This is a genomic window from Thalassorhabdomicrobium marinisediminis (genome assembly GCF_003072065.1).
Classification (GTDB): Bacteria; Pseudomonadota; Alphaproteobacteria; order Rhodobacterales; family Rhodobacteraceae; genus Octadecabacter; species Octadecabacter marinisediminis.
In genome coordinates, this window is sequence record NZ_QCYG01000005.1 from 298995 (window position 1) to 315411 (window position 16417).

18 protein-coding genes and 1 pseudogene are annotated in these 16417 nt (G+C 61.5%); 3 read left to right on the forward strand and 16 right to left on the reverse strand.

Features of this window, described 5'->3' with window-relative positions; all coding sequences use genetic code 11:
• From DC363_RS09610 to DC363_RS09630, 5 genes are all read right to left on the reverse strand, one after another.
• Nucleotides 1-1032, reverse strand: coding sequence for a branched-chain amino acid ABC transporter permease (locus DC363_RS09610; RefSeq protein WP_108640929.1), 1032 nt, complete (start codon nucleotides 1030-1032; stop codon nucleotides 1-3).
• Nucleotides 1033-1035: 3 nt separating this feature from the next.
• Complete coding sequence (locus DC363_RS09615) at nucleotides 1036-1758, reverse strand: ABC transporter ATP-binding protein (protein WP_108640930.1); 723 nt, start codon at nucleotides 1756-1758, stop codon at nucleotides 1036-1038.
• The gene (locus tag DC363_RS09620; RefSeq protein ID WP_108640931.1) at nucleotides 1751-2515 is read right to left on the reverse strand and encodes an ABC transporter ATP-binding protein; all 765 of its coding nucleotides are present in this window, start codon (nucleotides 2513-2515) and stop codon (nucleotides 1751-1753) included. The genes DC363_RS09615 and DC363_RS09620 overlap by 8 nt, the downstream gene beginning before the upstream one ends.
• Before the next feature lie 62 nt (nucleotides 2516-2577).
• Nucleotides 2578-3753, reverse strand: a complete 1176-nt coding sequence (locus DC363_RS09625) for a substrate-binding domain-containing protein (RefSeq protein ID WP_108640932.1) — start codon at nucleotides 3751-3753, stop codon at nucleotides 2578-2580.
• 171 nt (nucleotides 3754-3924) lie between these two features.
• Nucleotides 3925-4212 (reverse strand): hypothetical protein, encoded by a 288-nt coding sequence (locus DC363_RS09630; RefSeq protein ID WP_108640933.1) that lies wholly within the window; start codon nucleotides 4210-4212, stop codon nucleotides 3925-3927.
• Between the two features lie 604 nt (nucleotides 4213-4816).
• Here DC363_RS09630 and DC363_RS09640 point away from each other — a divergent pair.
• Nucleotides 4817-5029 (forward strand): annotated as a pseudogene (locus DC363_RS09640) (transposase); the annotation flags it as partial.
• A gap of 11 nt (nucleotides 5030-5040) precedes the next feature.
• Nucleotides 5041-5460, forward strand: coding sequence for a hypothetical protein (locus tag DC363_RS09645; protein WP_108640935.1), 420 nt, complete (start codon nucleotides 5041-5043; stop codon nucleotides 5458-5460).
• Nucleotides 5461-5631: 171 nt separating this feature from the next.
• On the opposite strand, the gene DC363_RS09650 is transcribed toward DC363_RS09645, so the two are convergent.
• The 9 genes from DC363_RS09650 to DC363_RS09690 form a co-directional block, all read right to left on the reverse strand.
• Nucleotides 5632-6522, reverse strand: coding sequence for a DMT family transporter (locus DC363_RS09650; RefSeq protein ID WP_108640936.1), 891 nt, complete (start codon nucleotides 6520-6522; stop codon nucleotides 5632-5634).
• Nucleotides 6515-7558: an adenosine deaminase family protein gene (locus DC363_RS09655; protein ID WP_108640937.1), complete on the reverse strand. Its 1044-nt coding sequence runs from the start codon at nucleotides 7556-7558 to the stop codon at nucleotides 6515-6517. Before DC363_RS09655 ends, DC363_RS09650 begins: the two co-directional genes overlap by 8 nt.
• A gap of 15 nt (nucleotides 7559-7573) precedes the next feature.
• Nucleotides 7574-8488 carry a nucleoside hydrolase gene (locus DC363_RS09660; protein WP_108640938.1) on the reverse strand — a complete coding sequence of 305 codons (915 nt, stop codon included), beginning with the start codon at nucleotides 8486-8488 and terminating at the stop codon, nucleotides 7574-7576.
• Nucleotides 8488-9444 (reverse strand): ABC transporter ATP-binding protein, encoded by a 957-nt coding sequence (locus tag DC363_RS09665; protein ID WP_108640939.1) that lies wholly within the window; start codon nucleotides 9442-9444, stop codon nucleotides 8488-8490. Before DC363_RS09665 ends, DC363_RS09660 begins: the two co-directional genes overlap by 1 nt.
• Nucleotides 9437-10219: an ABC transporter permease gene (locus DC363_RS09670; RefSeq protein ID WP_108640940.1), complete on the reverse strand. Its 783-nt coding sequence runs from the start codon at nucleotides 10217-10219 to the stop codon at nucleotides 9437-9439. The genes DC363_RS09665 and DC363_RS09670 overlap by 8 nt, the downstream gene beginning before the upstream one ends.
• Nucleotide 10220: 1 nt before the next feature.
• Nucleotides 10221-11054, reverse strand: coding sequence for an ABC transporter permease (locus tag DC363_RS09675; RefSeq protein ID WP_108640941.1), 834 nt, complete (start codon nucleotides 11052-11054; stop codon nucleotides 10221-10223).
• 11 nt (nucleotides 11055-11065) lie between these two features.
• Nucleotides 11066-12097 (reverse strand): ABC transporter substrate-binding protein, encoded by a 1032-nt coding sequence (locus tag DC363_RS09680; RefSeq protein WP_196778405.1) that lies wholly within the window; start codon nucleotides 12095-12097, stop codon nucleotides 11066-11068.
• Nucleotides 12094-13059 (reverse strand): LacI family DNA-binding transcriptional regulator, encoded by a 966-nt coding sequence (locus tag DC363_RS09685; protein WP_108640942.1) that lies wholly within the window; start codon nucleotides 13057-13059, stop codon nucleotides 12094-12096. Before DC363_RS09685 ends, DC363_RS09680 begins: the two co-directional genes overlap by 4 nt.
• Nucleotides 13060-13121: 62 nt before the next feature.
• Nucleotides 13122-14399, reverse strand: coding sequence for an amidohydrolase (locus DC363_RS09690; RefSeq protein WP_196778406.1), 1278 nt, complete (start codon nucleotides 14397-14399; stop codon nucleotides 13122-13124).
• Nucleotides 14400-14870: 471 nt separating this feature from the next.
• On the opposite strand from DC363_RS09690, the gene DC363_RS09695 reads away from it, so the two are divergent.
• Nucleotides 14871-15782 (forward strand): NAD(P)-dependent oxidoreductase, encoded by a 912-nt coding sequence (locus DC363_RS09695; protein ID WP_158270863.1) that lies wholly within the window; start codon nucleotides 14871-14873, stop codon nucleotides 15780-15782.
• Between the two features lie 148 nt (nucleotides 15783-15930).
• On the opposite strand, the gene DC363_RS16690 is transcribed toward DC363_RS09695, so the two are convergent.
• Nucleotides 15931-16182 (reverse strand): hypothetical protein, encoded by a 252-nt coding sequence (locus tag DC363_RS16690; protein WP_146180778.1) that lies wholly within the window; start codon nucleotides 16180-16182, stop codon nucleotides 15931-15933.
• Nucleotides 16179-16417, reverse strand: a 239-nt coding sequence (locus tag DC363_RS16845) for a hypothetical protein (protein ID WP_206749371.1), incomplete at its 5' end; no start/stop codon positions are given. The genes DC363_RS16845 and DC363_RS16690, both read right to left, overlap by 4 nt.

Sequence of the window (16417 nt, forward strand, 5' to 3'; positions counted from 1 at the left end):
TCAGGACCCTTTCGCCACGGTCATCATGCCCTGCGGTCGCCAAAGCAGGATCACGGTCATCAGGCCGATGTTCGACACCAGCGCGAGCTTCGGCTCAAGGAAGGCGACGTAGTTCTGCAACAGCCCCACCAGAAGCGCGCCGACAAAGGCCCCCTCGACCGAGCCGAGGCCGCCGATGATGACAACGATGAAGATCAACACCATCATGTTCTCGCCCATGCCGGCGGTGATGACCTGCTCATACAGCGCCCACATCACCCCGCCGAGTCCCGCCAAGGCGGACCCTGCGATGAACACGCCGACGAAGACCAGCCGCAACCGGTAGCCCAGCGCCTCGACCATGTCTGGGTTCTCAACCCCCGCCCGCACAATCAGCCCGATCTTGGTGCGTTGCAGCACCAGCCGCAGCCCAAAGAAGATCGCCAGCCCAACGACCACCGCAAGGATGCGGTATTTCTCAAGCGCGGCACCGGCAAAGGTCACCGCCCCGCGCAGGGCATTGGGCCGGTTGAGGAAGGTCTCCTCTCCGCCCCAGATCACGTGGATCGCCTCTTCTATGACGATAAGCGCGCCCACGGTGATCAGGATCTGCTTGAGGTGCGAGCCATAGACCGGCCGCACGATCACCCGCTCGAACGCCCAGGCCAGCGCGCCCGTCAGCAGCATCGCCGCGAGGATCGCCAGCAGGATCGCCGCGATGTTGAGCGGCAGGGACGCCGCATCGGTCCAGCCCCCCAGCCCGAACAACACGCTGACCCCGACGAAGGCGCCCAGCGAAATGAAGGCCCCGTGGCCGAAGTTGATGATATCCATCAACCCGAACACCAGCGTCAGACCCGAGGCCATGATGAAGATCATCATCCCCATGGCAAGGCCCGAGACGGTCAGCGTCAGCCAGCTTGTGGGCGCACCGATGGCGATGAACCCGGCAAGGATCAGCACCGGCACCAGAAGATAGGGCGCGGCCTGTCCGATCCGGTCGGTGATCGAATGCTTGGCGAATGTCGGGGTGTGGTCGGGTGCGGCGCTCATGCGTTATCCAGCCTCCATGCTCAGGCCCATCAGCCGTTCCTGCAACGCGTGATCGGTGGCCAGATCCGCCATCGCACCGCTCCAGGTCGCGCGGCCGTCGTCCATCACGACGCAATGATCGCCCAGCGCGCGTGCCACGGCGAAATTCTGTTCCACCATGAGGATCGACGCGCCCTGTCGCTTCAGCTCGCGCAGGGCCCCGACCATGGTCGAGACGATCGCGGGGGCCAGACCCTTGGTCGGCTCGTCGATCAGGTAAAGCTTTCGGTCTTCGATCATGGCGCGGGCGATGGACAGCATCTGTTTCTGCCCGCCCGACAAGGTCCCCGCAGGGGCCTTCCAGAAGGTTTTGAGCGGCGGGAAAACGGTGAACAGCCAATCCAGCCGCGCGCGGTCCGGCGCGCCCGAGACGGCGGCAAGGATCATGTTCTCTTCCACGGTCAGCGCGCTGAAAATGCCCATATCCTCGGGCACGAAACCGATGCCCGCGCGACAGCGGGACGACGCAAGCTCGCCGCTGATCTCGGCCCCGTCGAAGCGGATTTGCCCCGCTTTGTTGCGCAGCAGTCCCATGATCGTGCGCATGGTGGTCGTCTTGCCCACGCCGTTGCGCCCCAGCAGCATGGTCACCTGCCCGCGCGGGACGCTCAGGCTCACCCCTTTCAGGATGTGATACTGGGCGATGTCGGTTTCCACCGCCTCAAGGGACAGGATCGGCTCAGACATCCTCGATCTCCTTGCCCATGTAAGCCTCTTGCACCACGTCCGAGGCCATGACCTCTGCGGGGGGGCCGTCCGCCACCAGCGCGCCGTTATGCAGCACGATGATCCGGTCGGCGAGCGTGCGGATCACGTCCATTTTGTGCTCGACCAGCAGGATGGTGCGGCTGCGATCCTGTTTCAGCTCGGTAATCAGGTCGAGCACCACGGGCGCTTCATCGACGCTCATCCCCGCCGTGGGTTCGTCGAACATATAGACGTCCGGCTCCAGCGCGATCAGCATGGCCACCTCAAGCTTGCGCTGGTTGCCGTGGCTGAGTTCCGACACCTTCTGGTCGCGCAACCGGTCGAGGCGCACGCGCTCCAGCACCGCCAGCGCGGCATGGCTCACGTCGGCGTGGCTTTCAGCGGTGGACAACAGGTTCAGCCCCCGCCCCATACGGGTCTGCATCACAAGGCGCACGTTCTCGAACACGCTCAACTCGGGGAACAGGTTGGTCAGTTGGAAAGCACGGCCAAGGCCAAGGCGGCAGCGGCGCGACACGCTCAAGCGGGTGATGTCCTGCCCCTTGAGGGTCACGCGACCGGCGGTGGCACCAATCTGGCCGGAGATCAGGTTGAAATAGGTGGTCTTGCCCGCGCCATTGGGCCCGACAATCGCCGTCAGCTCGCCCGCGCGAAAGCTGCAGGTGACGCGGTCGACTGCCACGTGGCCGCCAAACCGCACCGTCAGGTCGGTGGTCTCCAGCAAAGTCTGGGTCATGGAACGGGTCCCGGAATGATTAAGCGGGCGGGCACAGCGCATGCGCCCGCCCCTGCGTCGGATCAGTTGCGGACCGGCACGTCCATGTCCGAAGCCCCGATCTCGCGCACGAGCACGGGAACGCCCCAGTCGACGTCATCGCGCGCTTCGATGCGGAAGTGATACATCGACTGCATCGCCTGATGATCCTCGGGGCGGAAGGTCATGGGGCCTTTCGGCGTCTCCCATGTCATGCCTTCCATGGTCTCGATCAGGGCTTCGGTATCCTCATGGGTGCCGGCCGCGCGGATCGCCTCGACAGCGGCAATGCCCGCGGCCATGCCGCCGGCGGTGAAGAAGTCCGGCGGCGTGTCGAAGCGGTCGAAGTGGGCCTCAACCAGCCAGTCGTTCACCTCGTTCTGGGGGATGTCGTAGTAGTAATAGGTCGCCCCCTCGAGCCCCGGCAGATCCTTGTAGGCCACCAGCGCGGGCAGAATGTTGCCCCCGGTGGCGATCTCGACGCCGAACCGGCTTGGGTCCATGGCGTTGAGCGCGCCCATCGGGTTGCCCCCGCCCGCCCAGATCACGAAGATCATCTTGCGCTCGGCCTCGACCTCTCCCATCGCCTGGAAGATGCGCTCGGCGGCGGCGGTGAAATCGGTGGTGTCCGTGGGCACGAATTCCTGATGCACAAGATCGGCGCCGGTGCCCTCAAGCGCTTCGGCAAAGGCGGTCACACCATCGCGGCCAAAGGCGTAGTCTTGCGCAAGGGTGGCAATCGCCACGCCCTCCTCCCCCAGCGCAACGGCGTTGGAAATCGCATCCTGGGACGAGTTGCGCCCGGTGCGGAAGATATAGCGGTTCCAGTTCGCGCCGGTGATCGAATCCGCCACCGCAGGCTCGACGATCAGGATACGTTCATATTCCTCGGCCACGGGCAACATCGCCAGCGCCACCCCCGAAGAGACCGGCCCCACCGCGATATGCACATCGTCGTCGCCATAGGCTTCGGCCAGCATCGCGCGCCCGCGGGCGGGATCAAGTTGGGTGTCGTATTCAAGAACCTTGATCGGCTCCCCGTCGATCTCCATGGTTCCGTTCGTCGCATATTCCAGCCCGAGCATCAGGCCGGTGTGACTTTGCGCGGCATAGGCTTCAAGCGCGCCGGTCTGGCCGTAAACATGGCCGATGCGAATCTCTGCGGCTAGCGGCGCGGCCATGGCAGAGCCAAGCAACGCGGCAATAAGTGTGCGGTTCATCACTGGTTTTCCTCCCTTGGAATGCTGAATCTGAAACATGAATCAAGGTTCATGTCAAGATTTGGCTGGGGGCGTGCGAAAGGGCCTTGGCCAATTGGAAATTCCCCGGGCTTTCGACCGCGACTCTCCTTACCTGTCCCCGCCCCATTGGGGCCGGCAAGACGATCGCCCCTATGCAACCACACCCAAAGGCGGTGCTGTCCAGTGCGCGTCCTCCGCACGTGCGAATTTGGCCGCAGAGACCGCTTCTCCCACCATTCCGCGCACCGGTTGGGCCTTTAGCAGGTTGGGCGGAACGCCCCATCCCGTCGCAGAGATCTGGAGCTGCGACACTGGCGCAAGCGTCTCGAACGATAATGGATCATCCGCTTCATATGCGGTGAAGACGGTGCGACCCAGGCGCTTTCCTGTGAAGAGCCGCAAGGCACCCGCAAGCGCGACGAAGCTGGCATTGGCCATGTAGCGTTACGCCATCTCAGCGCCGATTGACCCGTCCTGATCCGTATCCAAACGGCTGTCCTGCAATGACATCACCGGAACGACATGTCGGGACTCGGCGGGAGGCACAGAACGAAATGGTGCCGCCCAGTTTGATCTTGCCCATAGGTCCAGACCATCCGGGCCGGGCGGGGCAACGCTTCCATCAGCTGAAATGCACGGTCAACCGGATCGCGCGGGACAATTTGCGACGCGTCACCCTCCGCAACTGTCCGGTGCAGCCAGACTGAATGGTCGCGTCGCCACGCGCTGATATCCTGAGCGCGCTTATGAGGTTGATCATACGCGACCCCCGACGAGTAGTGAATCCCCCCCGCGACGGTCTTGTAGCCGGTCAGATGTTGCATCAGAGCTTTATTCAACGTGCTTGAGAGCGCCTTTAATGCGGACTGCGCAGCGACCTTCTCAGTAGGACCCGCCGGCACATAGAATTGATTGTGTTGGGATCGCCAGAGTCTGTTCAGGACATTGTATCTGATTTGAGTTGGCGGTGCTGACTTAGGCTCAGAACCCATTGATTTCCCGCTGATGCCATGATTCACGGCTCGATGAACGCGCGATGAACATGTCTGATCTTTTCTGGTTGAGTGACGCGCAGATGGCGCGTCTTGAGCCCTATTTCCCCAAGTCCCACGGTAAGCCGCGAGTCGATAATCAGCGCGTGCTCAGTGGCATTATTTTTATTAATCGCAATGGGTTGCGTTGGCGCGTGGCGCCTGCGGAATATGGGCCGCACAAGACGCTCCACAACCGCTGGAAGCGCTGGAGCGATAAGGGTCCATCACCGTCATGGCGTTGCTGATGGCAACGGGCCATGACGAGACCGACCCGATTAAGACCGCCGTGGTCCTGTTCGGATCGATCTTTGCCATCGCATTGGCGGAATCCTTTGCCAAGATTTCATCGGACGCGGTCCAGCAACGAAAGTCCTTTGGCTGGGCCGAGATACGCCACGGCTGGCTCCAAAGCTATCCGACGCTGATCGCCGCCAATATCCCCACCCTGCTGATCGCTGCCGCTGCTACGGGGATTTACACCTATGACACCGGCATAGCGCTTGCGCAGATCTCCGCGATCAGCCTTATGGCCGTCTACGGCTACAGCATCGGCTGGGTCATCTATCGACGCGCCCTCCCCGGGCTTATTCACGGCGCATTCACCAGCGGAATCGGTATCGTTTTGGCGTTGGTGAAATACCTGCTGCATTAAAGCGCTCTCGCGTCATCCACTGTCTGCGGCCGCGCGAAGACGTCAAATGCGTTTACTGCTTTGTGGACGCGGTGAAAGCGCACCGCGAATCCCGCAACCACTTTAAGATAAGTTAACAAAATTCGGCAGAACTCATAGCGAGCTTACTTCCGGCATCGATCCGTTCTGACTTCAGGGACGCGGTGGATTAACCGTCCGGCGATGCAAGAGAACAGACAACACGATCAGTGCTGCTCCGATATATTCGTTTGGCGTAAACAGGCTGTCATAGACCAGCCAAGCCACTACGGCGGCGAACACTGTCTGCAGGGCCAGCGCGTTGTTGACGATGGTCGCATGCACCCGTTTGACCCCATAATTGGTGCCGAACAGAAAGCCGACGTTCGCCACCCCGGCGATCAGCCCGATCAGCAGCACCCGGCCATCCAGATGCGGCGCATCCTGCCCGAACCCCATCAGAGCGGCACTCAACACGAGCAGCACCAGCGCCGCGATCGCCAACATCAAAAAGGTTTTCTCGGCAATGCTCAGCGCCGCGGTCAGCCCCCGTTGCGACATGATCCCCAGGCTCATGAAGAACGCCGACCCCAGCGCCGCCAGCATCGCCAGCGCATCGCCCCACGACACAGCGAAACTCGCCCCGATGACGATCACCGCCCCGAGACTGGCCATGACGATGGTGGCGATCTGCCGCCCCGAGAAGCGTTCGCGATACAGCAAGAACCCGAGGAAGGCCGAGAACGGCAAGGCCATCACCGTCGCCGCCGCGCCGTATTTTCCGTTCACATAGGCAAATGTATTGAGCGAGATCGCCATCACATAGATCGACAGCGTCGAGACCACGATGCGGCTCAGGTCCGCCCTGCTGACCGACGCGATCCTTGCCCGCGCCGCGGGGCGCATTGCCAGCGGCAGCAGCACCGCCGCCCCCAAGGCACAGCGCAGCGCCACCTGTTGCGTGACCTCAAGAGAGGGGGACAGCGCTTTGGAAAACACGCCCATGATCGAACCCAGCGCGGCGACCATCACCAGCGCCAGTGTGCCGCGCTGCGCCTCAGACATGGGTCAGCGCGGTCTGCCATTCCCGTTCAAAGATCCGGGTCAGAGCGGCGCGCTCCTCCCCTTCGATCCAGGCGCTCTCAAGCCCGTTCCACGTCATCGCCTCGATCTGCGCAAGGGGCACACCGAAGTCGCGATGCATCATCGCCCAGACCCCGGCGGGTGTGATGTTGTGAAAGGTCGGATCGTCCGTGTTCGGATGCAGTTTCAGCTCTGAGGCCAGCATCCGGCGCAGCGGGTGTTTCTCCGCCCAGTCCGAAGGCGCCAGCGTGCGCAGGTAATAGGAATTGGTCGGCACCACCGTCACCACGATCCCCGATTGCGCCACCCGCGCCAGCAAGTCCGGGTTGTCGATGATCGTGTAGCAGTGATCCAGACGGTCGACCTCGAGCAGGTCGAAGGCCGTCTCGACGTTGCGCCAGTGGCAGCCGAATTCGCCCGCGTGCATCGTCGTCTTGAGGCCGCCTGCCCGTGCCATGCGGTAGGCTTTCCAGAATTTCTCTGGCGGGTGCCCGGTCTCGAGGTAGTCCGCGCCGATCCCCACCGCCCGCGCATCGCAGTGCGTCAGCGCGTTTTGCACCATCGTCACGGCATCCTCGGGTGTGGCTTGTCGGTCGATCGCATGGACCAGTCGGGCCACGATTCCCAGATCGCGTTCGGCCTGCTGCATCGCGTCGGTGATCGCTGCCTGCAACACCTCGAAGCTCAACTGCGGCTGGTGCGCCAGCACCCCGGTGGAATTCCAGAACAGTTCGCAATACAGCACGGTCTCCCGCGCCATATCCTCAAGACACTCATAGGTCAGCCGGTGCAGGAACTCGGGTCTGGTGAACACATGCTCTTCCATGAAGCGAAAGGCGTGCAATACCCCTTTGGGTTTTTCGCCGCGAATGAAATAGCCCGCCACATCGGCGCGGCTGATCGGCGCGCCCACCTGTTGCACCATGTCCCACAGGGTCTCTTCACGGATCGTGCCATAAAGGTGGCAATGGATATCCACCTTCGGAAGGGCCTGAAAAAAGGCATCACTCAGCGTCATCGTCGAACTTTCATGTCAGATGGTCGTCAGCGCACCCAGACACAGCGTCCGGATGGCCTCGGCGTCCAGATCAACCGCATAGCGGCTGTTGGGCGCGGTGCTTATGAAATCGGTCGCGGTGCGGCCGCGCGTCACCGGGCCTGCGCATTCGACCCGTGTTTCGGCAGGGGCAAAGGTGAAATGCTCCGGTGCGATCATCGCCGCAGCGGCCACCGGATCATAAAGCCCCATCGCCTTGCGACCCCGGCTCAGCGCGATGTCGAGATAACCGCCCAATAGCCGCGTCAGGATGACTCCGCGGGCCGAGGTGTTCTCCGCCTGCGCGGTCACGTCATCCTCGTCGATCAGCACCTTGCGGCAGGCGTCCAAATCGATCACGTCCGGCGTCATCCCCCGGTCCAGCACAATCTGCACCGCTTCGGGATCGGCAAACGCGTTGAACTCGGCCGAGGGCGTGTGATTGCCGCGCCCGACGGCCCCACCCATCCAGACCAGTCGGTCGATCCGCGCGATCAGCTCGGGTCGCACCAGCGCCAGCAGCGCCAGATTGGTCAGCGGCCCCAACGCCAGAATGTGGCGCGGCCCGTCGTCACGCTGTAGCCAATCGCACAACGGCTCAAGGAACGCCGGCAAGGCAGGCTCCGCAACTTGCGGCAGCAACGGCCCTTCGCCGCGCACTGGCAGGCCCTCGGGCCCCAGTATCCGCTCCGCCGTTTCCAGCGGGCCTAGGATCGGACGATCGGCCCCGGCGTAAAAGGGAAACTCCCAACCGAAGGCCGCACTGCAACGGTGGGCATTGCGCACCACCTGCGGCAAGGGCGCGTTGCCCGACACCAGCGAGACACCGTCGATCCGGCGATGGGCATGGGCCGCAATGATCGCAAAGACGTCATCGCTGCCCATGTCGGTATCAATCCACAGGGCCGACATTATCCGGCCTGCAGCGCCACGGCCTGCGCCATCGGCAGATCGAACCGCACGGTTTCGCCCTCGGCATAGGCTGGCAGATCCGCTGCGACCGCGCCCTTGATCTGGCCCCTGTCGGTCTCGATCACGTAGGTCCGGTAATCGCCGCCGAAGGACATGCCGCGGATGCGCCCCTCGTAGGGCCCCTCACCAAGGCGGATCGCATTCGGACGCCAAGCACGTTCGCGGCCATCCTCACCTGGCAGTATGTTCTCGAAGCCGAAGAAATCCGCCGCAAAACGGGTTTCCGGCGCATTATACATATCTTCGGCCAGCCCCGACTGGACGATCTTGCCGTCCTTCATCAGCACGATCCGGTCCGCCAGCGCGAGGGCTTCGCTCTGGTCGTGGGTGACGAAGATCATCGTCACGCCGGTGCGCTTCTGGATGTCTTTCAACACCATCTGCATCTCAAGCCGCAGCCGCGCGTCAAGGTTCGACAGCGGCTCGTCCAGCAACAACACTTTCGGCTCCACCACCAGCGAGCGTGCCAGCGACACCCGCTGCTGCTGACCGCCCGACAGGTCCGGCGTCAACCGGTTGGCGAATTGCGACAGACCGACCGACTCGATCGCCGCCTCAACCTTCGGCTTGATGTTCTTCTCGCCGCGCATCTTCAGCCCGAAGGCCACGTTCTCGTAGACCGACAGATGCGGGAACAACGCGTAGGACTGGAACACCAGCCCGACTTCGCGTTTGGATGGCGGCAGATTGGTCACATCGCGCCCGTCGATATGGATCGACCCGGAGGCCAGCCCCATAAGTCCCGCAATCGCCCGCATCGTCGTGGTCTTGCCGCAGCCCGAAGGCCCCAGCAGGGCAATCAGTTCCCCCTTGCCGATCTCAAAGCTGAGGTTCGGCACGGCCACCACGTCACCGTAAGCGAGCGTGACATCATCGAGTTTCACATAGTCAGACATATTTCGAAAATCCCAAGAATCTTTCGGCAAGGAACACGATCCCGACCGACATGAACGCCAGGAGGCAGGCCAAGGCCGCGACCGACGGGTCATAAGTGGTTTCCATATAGGCAAGCATATCAATCGGCAGCGTCCGCACGCCGGGTCCCGACAGGAACAGCGACACAGGCACCTGATTGAATGAAGTGACAAACCCAAGGATGAATGCCGCAAGGATGCCGCCGCGAATGTTCGGGAACACCACGCGGAAGAACGAGCCAAGGCGCGAACAGCCCAGGATCAGCGCTGCCTCTTCCACATCCGTGCGCAGGTTCTGCAACGATGATGTCACGACCCGCACCGCGTAAGGCAGGATCAACGCAGTATGCGCCAGGAACAGTGTCGCGAAAATCGTGAACCCGGTCGGAATGACGAGGTATCGCAACAGCGCCAAGCCCACGATGATTCCCGGCACGATGAGCGGCGAGGACACGATCAGCTGAACGGCCCCTGCCCCCGGCACCTTGTAGCGCGAAATCGCATAGGCTGCGGGCACTCCGATCACCAAGGCCGCCAGCGTGCCAAAGATAGCCAGCACCATCGAAATCACAAAGGAATCGCGGAAGCTCTCGATGGTGAAGACCTTGACGAACCAGCGCAGCGACAGACCCTCCGGCGGGAAGGCCAGGTTGTTGCCGTCGGTCATTGCCGCAAGGATGATGACGATGAATGGACCGATCAGAAAAGTGAGCGTCAGCCCGATGATCGTCCAGTTTGCGAAAGATGACGTTTTCATCTCAGACCCTCCGGTTTCTGGGCTTTGCCAGCCGCTTGAGGAGCAGGTTCGTTACCACGCTCATCATAACAAGGATCATCGCGATCACGCTGGCCGAGGTGTAGTCATTGGCCACGGTCACCCGCTGATACAGCAGCGTTTCCAGCATCAGCACCTTCGATCCACCCAAGATTGCAGGGGTGATATAGGCGGTCATCGACCCGGCAAAGACCAGCGTCCCGCCGACCACCAGACCTTCGCGGGTCAGCGGCAGGATGACGCGGAAGAACACGCTGAACCAGCTTGCCCCCAGCACCCGAGCGGCGGGGATGACATCGCGTGGCATGTTCTCCATCGACGACATCAGCGAGATGATCATCAACGGCAGGAACAATTGCAGCAGCCCGATGAACACAGCCGTTTCCGTGAACAGGATCCGCAGGCCGTCTTCGGTGAGGCCCAGCCCGATCAATACCTGATTGACCAGCCCGGTGCGCCCCAGAATGACCAGCCACGCATAGGTCCGCGCGACCGGCGAAATCATCAGGGGCAGGATGATCAGCGCGAAGATCCGCCCCCGAGATTTTGGTTTTAATTGCACGATGCAGAACGCAGTGGCATAGCCGATCACTGCAGAGGTCAGCATCACGTAAAGCCCCAGTTTCAACGACCGCCAGAAGACGGTGTTGTTCCGGCTCGACGAAAAGAAGTCGATATAGGCTTGAATGCTGAAGCTGCCCCCGTCGGAACGGAAGGCCTCTGACAGCAGGATCCCGACTGGCACCAGGAACAGCACCGCGGCGAATAACGCCGCGGGCAGGACCAGCAACAGACCGGTGGTTCTGTTTTCAAACATCGTGGTCAGCCTTACTTGATGACGGTGTCGTTCCAGTCATTCAACCACTGGTCGCGGTTATCCAGAATGACGGCGGGCTCCATGAAGTGCAGGCTCTCGATCAGATCGGCGCCCACGGTCAGACCTTCGGCGGCTTCGTCCGACACTTCGACTGTGGAGTTCACCGGGCTGTCGATCTGCGCCTCGGCCAAGGCCAACTGGATCTCGGGCGACAGCCAGAAGTCCATGAACTCAAGCGCCAGCTCAGCATTCTCTTCGGGAATATTCGCCGGCATGACCATCACGTTCATATCGCCGAACTGACCTTCGGCAGGCTCGGCCCAGACCATGTCGAGCCCGTTGTCCTTGAACCGGCTCCAGGCAAAACGGCCCACCGGGGCGGCCCAGACTTCGTCCTGCTGAACAAGTTGGGCCAGCTGCGAGGACCGCTGATAGAACGTCGCGATATCATCGGCCTTCTCACCCACCTGCGCCATTGGCGCGGCCAGCGACATATCTTCGTCGCCCATGGCCTTGCCCAGCATCCACAGCACGCGCGCGCCTTGGTTGGTGGTGATATCGGGCAGCGCGACGCGGCCCGCCAAGTCGTTCTGGAACAGGTCGGCCCAGCTGTCGATCGTCACCTTGTCGGACCGGTAGACCACCGAGGTCGCATAAAGCGTGTAGCCCACGGCTTCGCCATTCCCGAGCGGGTCCTTGGCGACCTCGAACAGATCATCGTAGTTGCTCAGCGTCGAGGTTTCGATCGGCTGCAAGAGATCGGCCCGCGACAGCGACAGGGCATCATGCAACGACATGACCGCCATATCGATCACCGGGTTGTCGCGGTTGGCTTCAATCTTCGACATGCGCTCGACCGAGTTGCCGGTCTCGACCACCAGCTCGCAGTTGCAAATCTCTTCAAAGGGGTCGTAGACCAGTTCCTTGAACTCGTCCTGCGCAAAGGCGTAGACCGAAATGGTCAAGGTCCGATCCTGCGCCAAAGCGCCACTGGCGACCAGCGCCGTGGCGGCTGCGCCGCCAAGAATTGCCTTCAGTTTCATTGTTCGTCTCCTCCTGGTTTGATCTCTATTGCCGTCTCTCGCTGCACGAGGTGCATCGGAACGACATCGTCTTTGGGGCGTTCCCCGCCGTTGATCATCGCGATCAGGCCGGCAATCGCACGGCGGCCAATCTCGGTCTCCGAGGTGCCGACAGTGCTCAGTTTCGGTCGTATCATTTGGCCAACATCCAAATCGTCAAAGCCGACAAGCGAGACATCCTGCGGCACCCGTAGCCCCGCCGCGCCCAGTTCGGTCAACACCTGCACCGCCATCAAATCCGAGGTGGTGGCAATCGCCGTGACGCCCTGCCTCACCAGCGCCGGAATGTCCGGCGTGCTTTCGTTCATCCAGTGCACGGTGACCTCTGCCCCGTCGGCGGCGCTCTGCATGCCCTCTACGCGGGTGCGCTGCACCAATGAGGCGCTCGACCCACCCAGACACAGGATCTTCTGGTGCCCCTGTTCGCGCAGGTGGCGCACTGCAAGCGCGCCACCCTGATGGTGGTCGGCAGACACGATGTTCAGCGGCGATGTCGGCGCGTCGATGACCGCCGTGGGAATATCGCTGCTGCCAATCCGGGTGCCCTTGCGCGGGATCACCAGAATCCCGTCCGAGCCGAAATCCACCAACCGCTGTACCGCGCGGTCTTGGGTTTGCGCGCCGGAATGGCTGTCGGCGATCAAAACGCCGTAGCCCTGATCCTCCGCCGCCTGCACGATTGAACGGGCCATGCGCGGGAACAGCGGGTTCCCGACGTCGGGGAGCACCAGTCCGATGATCGTGCTGCGCCCGGTGCGCAAGGCCTTACCCATCTGATTGGGCGCATAACCAATCCGCCGCGCCTCGGCTTCGACCCGTTCCACCATGTCCCGCGACACGCGCCCCTTACCCGACAGCGCGAGCGAGACCGTGGCCGAGGACACGGACAGGTTGCGCGCAATATCGCTGAGTTTGGGTTTCATCGCGGTCCTTTGGCGAGCGGCTTGCTTAATCGTTTAACCTTAGGCGGAAAAAAGTGCCACGATCAAGACCTTGTTAACGCTTTTCCCAGAATTTCCTGAGCGATGGCCTCGAACACCCGCCGCCCCGACACAAGAGAAGCCTCGTCGAAATCGAAATTTTCCGCGTGATGCGGCGCGGTAATATCTGATCCGATTAGGAAATATGCGGCAACCCCGCCACGCTCGTTTACCCGCGCGATCATCTTCGAAGCATCGTCGCCGCCGCCAATGGGCCAGCTCTTGACCACCTCCAAATCGGACAGGCTGCGGGCCGCGCGGTCGATGATCGCCAGTGCATCCGGGTGATTCCAGTTGCCGTTGAGCTGCGAAACGATTCGCATCTCATGGCTGGCAGCGTGCAATTGCGCCGCCCCTGCAATGATCGCCTCGGCCCGCTCCAGCATGTAGGCGTGACCGGCGGTGGTCTCGGCCCGCACCTCCACCGCCATCTCGCAGTGATCGGCGATGATGTTGAAGGTGGTGCCGCCGCTCATCTTGCCGACGTTCACAAAGGAGTCCTCGCCTGCGATGCGCGAAATCCCTTGCAGGTTCAGCAGCGCCGTCGCGCCGGCCATCAGCGCATTGCGCCCCTCTTGCGGGGCCATCGCCGCGTGGGAGGCTTGCCCCTCAAAAGTCACCTCGAACTTGGTTGAATGCAGGAAACCCGAAGCGTCCGGGGCCACCTTCCCCGAACCCAGAAAACAGCCCAGATGCGCCACGAACAGGAAATCCACATCATCCAGCACACCGGCATCGATGATGGGAACCGCACCGCGACCGCCCTCTTCAGCGGGTTGGAAAATGAACCGCACCGTGCCGCCCAACCCCTGCATTTCGGCCAGGGTGCGCGCCAGCGTCAGACCGATCGCGACGTGGCCGTCATGGCCGCAACCGTGCATTCTCTCGGGGTCGGTGGAGGCGCAGCCATGCTGGTTCGGCCCGTGATCCGTCGCTTCGGTTTCCACAAGGGTCAACGCATCCATATCGAACCGGAAAGCCAGGACCGGCCCGTCCCCGAACCGTTTTTCGGCAACAACTGCCGTCAGTCCGCCGTGCATCTGTTCAATCCAATGTGCGATGCCACCTGTAGAAAGGGCACGTTTCACGGCTTCTGCAGCAGCCTCTTCCGACGGCGGATTACTCACCGAGGCGGGGTTCATGACAGCCTCTCCCGTGCGGACCTCATACCCCAGGCCGTCCAACGTCTCCGCGACCCGGGACGCTGTGCGATACTCCAGAAACGCAGTTTCGGGATACCGATGCAGATCGCGTCGAATGGCTATTTCTGGAGTATTACTCATTGAAAACGCATCAGAAAAATAAGTCATGGTTCCGACCTCTACGAAAGATTTGAGCTTCGCACGAATCCTTAGGGCAACTTAGGCGCGGTTAACAGCCCCTTAAAATCACGCGGTTCATCAGCTTTTGATTGTGCAGAAACGATTGCAAGACCCGAAATAAATCCCCATGGAATGTGCCACGACAGATGGGGGATGTTGGACGGTGACGTTCGATGTTCTTGTGGGTTTGTGGACGTTCCAGTTCGCGAGCATGGGCAATCAGTTCACGTATGAGCGCATCGCTCATCCCGAAGAAAACAAGCATGTTCATCCCGATTTTATTGAGGCCTTGATCGCGCGCTTGACCCGAAATCAATGGGTTCGACCCCCCCTCGAATGGGGTTGCAACCCGCTACAATATCCGAGAGCAATGAGCAGCGGCCTGGCCCGCGAAATCAGCACAGAGTTCAGACACGGGAGCGGCAAAGTCAAATGCGCATCGGATTTATTGGCTTGGGTACGATGGGTGGCCCCGCCGCCTTGAACCTGATCGCGGGTGGGCACGATTTGACCGTCTGCGACCTTGATCCCGATCGGGGGTCATTGCACTTGGCGCGTGGTGCCCGTTGGGCGGATACGCCCGCAGACGCGGCCAAAGACGCTGACATTGTATTCACAATGGTTTTCGGCCCCGACCAAATCAAGCAGATTGTGAGGGGCGAGAACGGGCTATTGTCGTGCATGTCCGAAGGGCAAATCTGGGTCGACATGACCACCAATCAACCGGCCCTCGCGAAAGCACTTGCGGCAGAAATCGAAGCCCTTGGCGCCCACGCCGTGGATGCCCCGGTATCGGGAGCCGTGGACGGCGCGCGCACCGGCAACATGCCGCAGTTTGCCGGCGGCGACGAGGATGTGGTCGAGCGGATCAGACCGGTTACAGAACTCATGGGCCCAACCTACTACATGGGCGGAAACGGCTGTGGGTCGATCACCAAACTTGCAAGCAACCAGCTTTGGGCAATCCACGCGACCGCGATGGGCGAAGCGCTGGTGATGGCCGTGAAATCTGGCGTCGATCTGTCGCGCGCGTGGCCCGCGCTCAAGATCGGTGCGAGCGAAAGCTGGTGCATGCACCATGACGCGCCGTCCGTGTTCGCCGGCCATTACGACCCATCGTTCACCTTGGATCTTTGCAAGAAAGACATGGGGCTGATCGTCGAAGCCTGTGACGATGCAGGCACAGCGGCTCCGGCGACACGTCTGGTCAGCGAACAGTTTGAAAAGGCACGCGCGACCTACGGCGGCGACAAGGGCGAACTGCACGTTGTCAAATTGGAAGAAGACGCCGCCGGAGTGTCACTTCGCCTCGAGGGAGACTGGATTCCGCACTGGGAAAAATGAGCCGTAGCACGCCGAAAGGCAACATGCGGAACCAACGCGAACCCCTCAATGCTGACCATTGGAAATTTGCAATCCGTTTCCCATGGGAGTTAAGAAGTGACAGAGCAAAGATCTTTGCGCAGTATGTGCTGCCAACACGTTGGTATGATCAGCAATCCAGATCAAACGCGTCCTCGATGACATCAGGTTCAACGTCTATCAAGCCGACTCCCACGGCGGATGCCACATCTGCTGCAATGATATCCGCTGCTTCATGACTGCCGTCACAAAGAATGTGAAAACGACCATCGCGTCCGATTGCGACTTGGCCGCGAGCGCTTTCCAAAACCAATGATCCACTGCTTTTTGAGATGTAGACAGCCTTCAAGCCCAGGTTGCCACGCTTTACCAACCGGATCACGTCGCATCGTCGAAGGCCGGCAGCCCCAATTGCTCCTGGATCGAGCTGATGGCTGAAGCGAGGTTCTCCAAGGCTCCCATGATTTGCAGCTGCGTCTTCTGCAACGCGCCCATCGCGTCTGCTCGGGGAACCAGCGCTTCCAGAGATTTCGCGTGACTTTCCATTGACGTGCGGATCGCGGTGAAGTCGCTCATAAGTTCTTCGAGCTTCGCTTCCAGTTGCCCCACCCCTTCCT

Bases quoted from the DNA above. Each gene is read 5' to 3' on its own strand.
- DC363_RS09675 (WP_108640941.1), bottom strand. From the start codon at position 11,054: ATGTTTGAAAACAGAACCACCGGTCTGTTGCTGGTCCTGCCCGCGGCG.
- DC363_RS09645 (WP_108640935.1), top strand. From the start codon at position 5,041: ATGGCGTTGCTGATGGCAACGGGCCATGACGAGACCGACCCGATTAAG.
- DC363_RS09680 (WP_196778405.1), bottom strand. From the start codon at position 12,097: ATGAAACTGAAGGCAATTCTTGGCGGCGCAGCCGCCACGGCGCTGGTC.
- DC363_RS09620 (WP_108640931.1), bottom strand. From the start codon at position 2,515: ATGACCCAGACTTTGCTGGAGACCACCGACCTGACGGTGCGGTTTGGC.
- DC363_RS09665 (WP_108640939.1), bottom strand. From the start codon at position 9,444: ATGTCTGACTATGTGAAACTCGATGATGTCACGCTCGCTTACGGTGAC.
- DC363_RS09625 (WP_108640932.1), bottom strand. From the start codon at position 3,753: ATGAACCGCACACTTATTGCCGCGTTGCTTGGCTCTGCCATGGCCGCG.
- DC363_RS09615 (WP_108640930.1), bottom strand. From the start codon at position 1,758: ATGTCTGAGCCGATCCTGTCCCTTGAGGCGGTGGAAACCGACATCGCC.
- DC363_RS09660 (WP_108640938.1), bottom strand. From the start codon at position 8,488: ATGTCGGCCCTGTGGATTGATACCGACATGGGCAGCGATGACGTCTTT.
- DC363_RS09655 (WP_108640937.1), bottom strand. From the start codon at position 7,558: ATGACGCTGAGTGATGCCTTTTTTCAGGCCCTTCCGAAGGTGGATATC.
- DC363_RS09630 (WP_108640933.1), bottom strand. From the start codon at position 4,212: ATGGCCAATGCCAGCTTCGTCGCGCTTGCGGGTGCCTTGCGGCTCTTC.
- DC363_RS09690 (WP_196778406.1), bottom strand. From the start codon at position 14,399: ATGAGTAATACTCCAGAAATAGCCATTCGACGCGATCTGCATCGGTAT.
- DC363_RS09685 (WP_108640942.1), bottom strand. From the start codon at position 13,059: ATGAAACCCAAACTCAGCGATATTGCGCGCAACCTGTCCGTGTCCTCG.
- DC363_RS09610 (WP_108640929.1), bottom strand. From the start codon at position 1,032: ATGAGCGCCGCACCCGACCACACCCCGACATTCGCCAAGCATTCGATC.
- DC363_RS09670 (WP_108640940.1), bottom strand. From the start codon at position 10,219: ATGAAAACGTCATCTTTCGCAAACTGGACGATCATCGGGCTGACGCTC.
- DC363_RS09695 (WP_158270863.1), top strand. From the start codon at position 14,871: ATGCGCATCGGATTTATTGGCTTGGGTACGATGGGTGGCCCCGCCGCC.
- DC363_RS09650 (WP_108640936.1), bottom strand. From the start codon at position 6,522: ATGTCTGAGGCGCAGCGCGGCACACTGGCGCTGGTGATGGTCGCCGCG.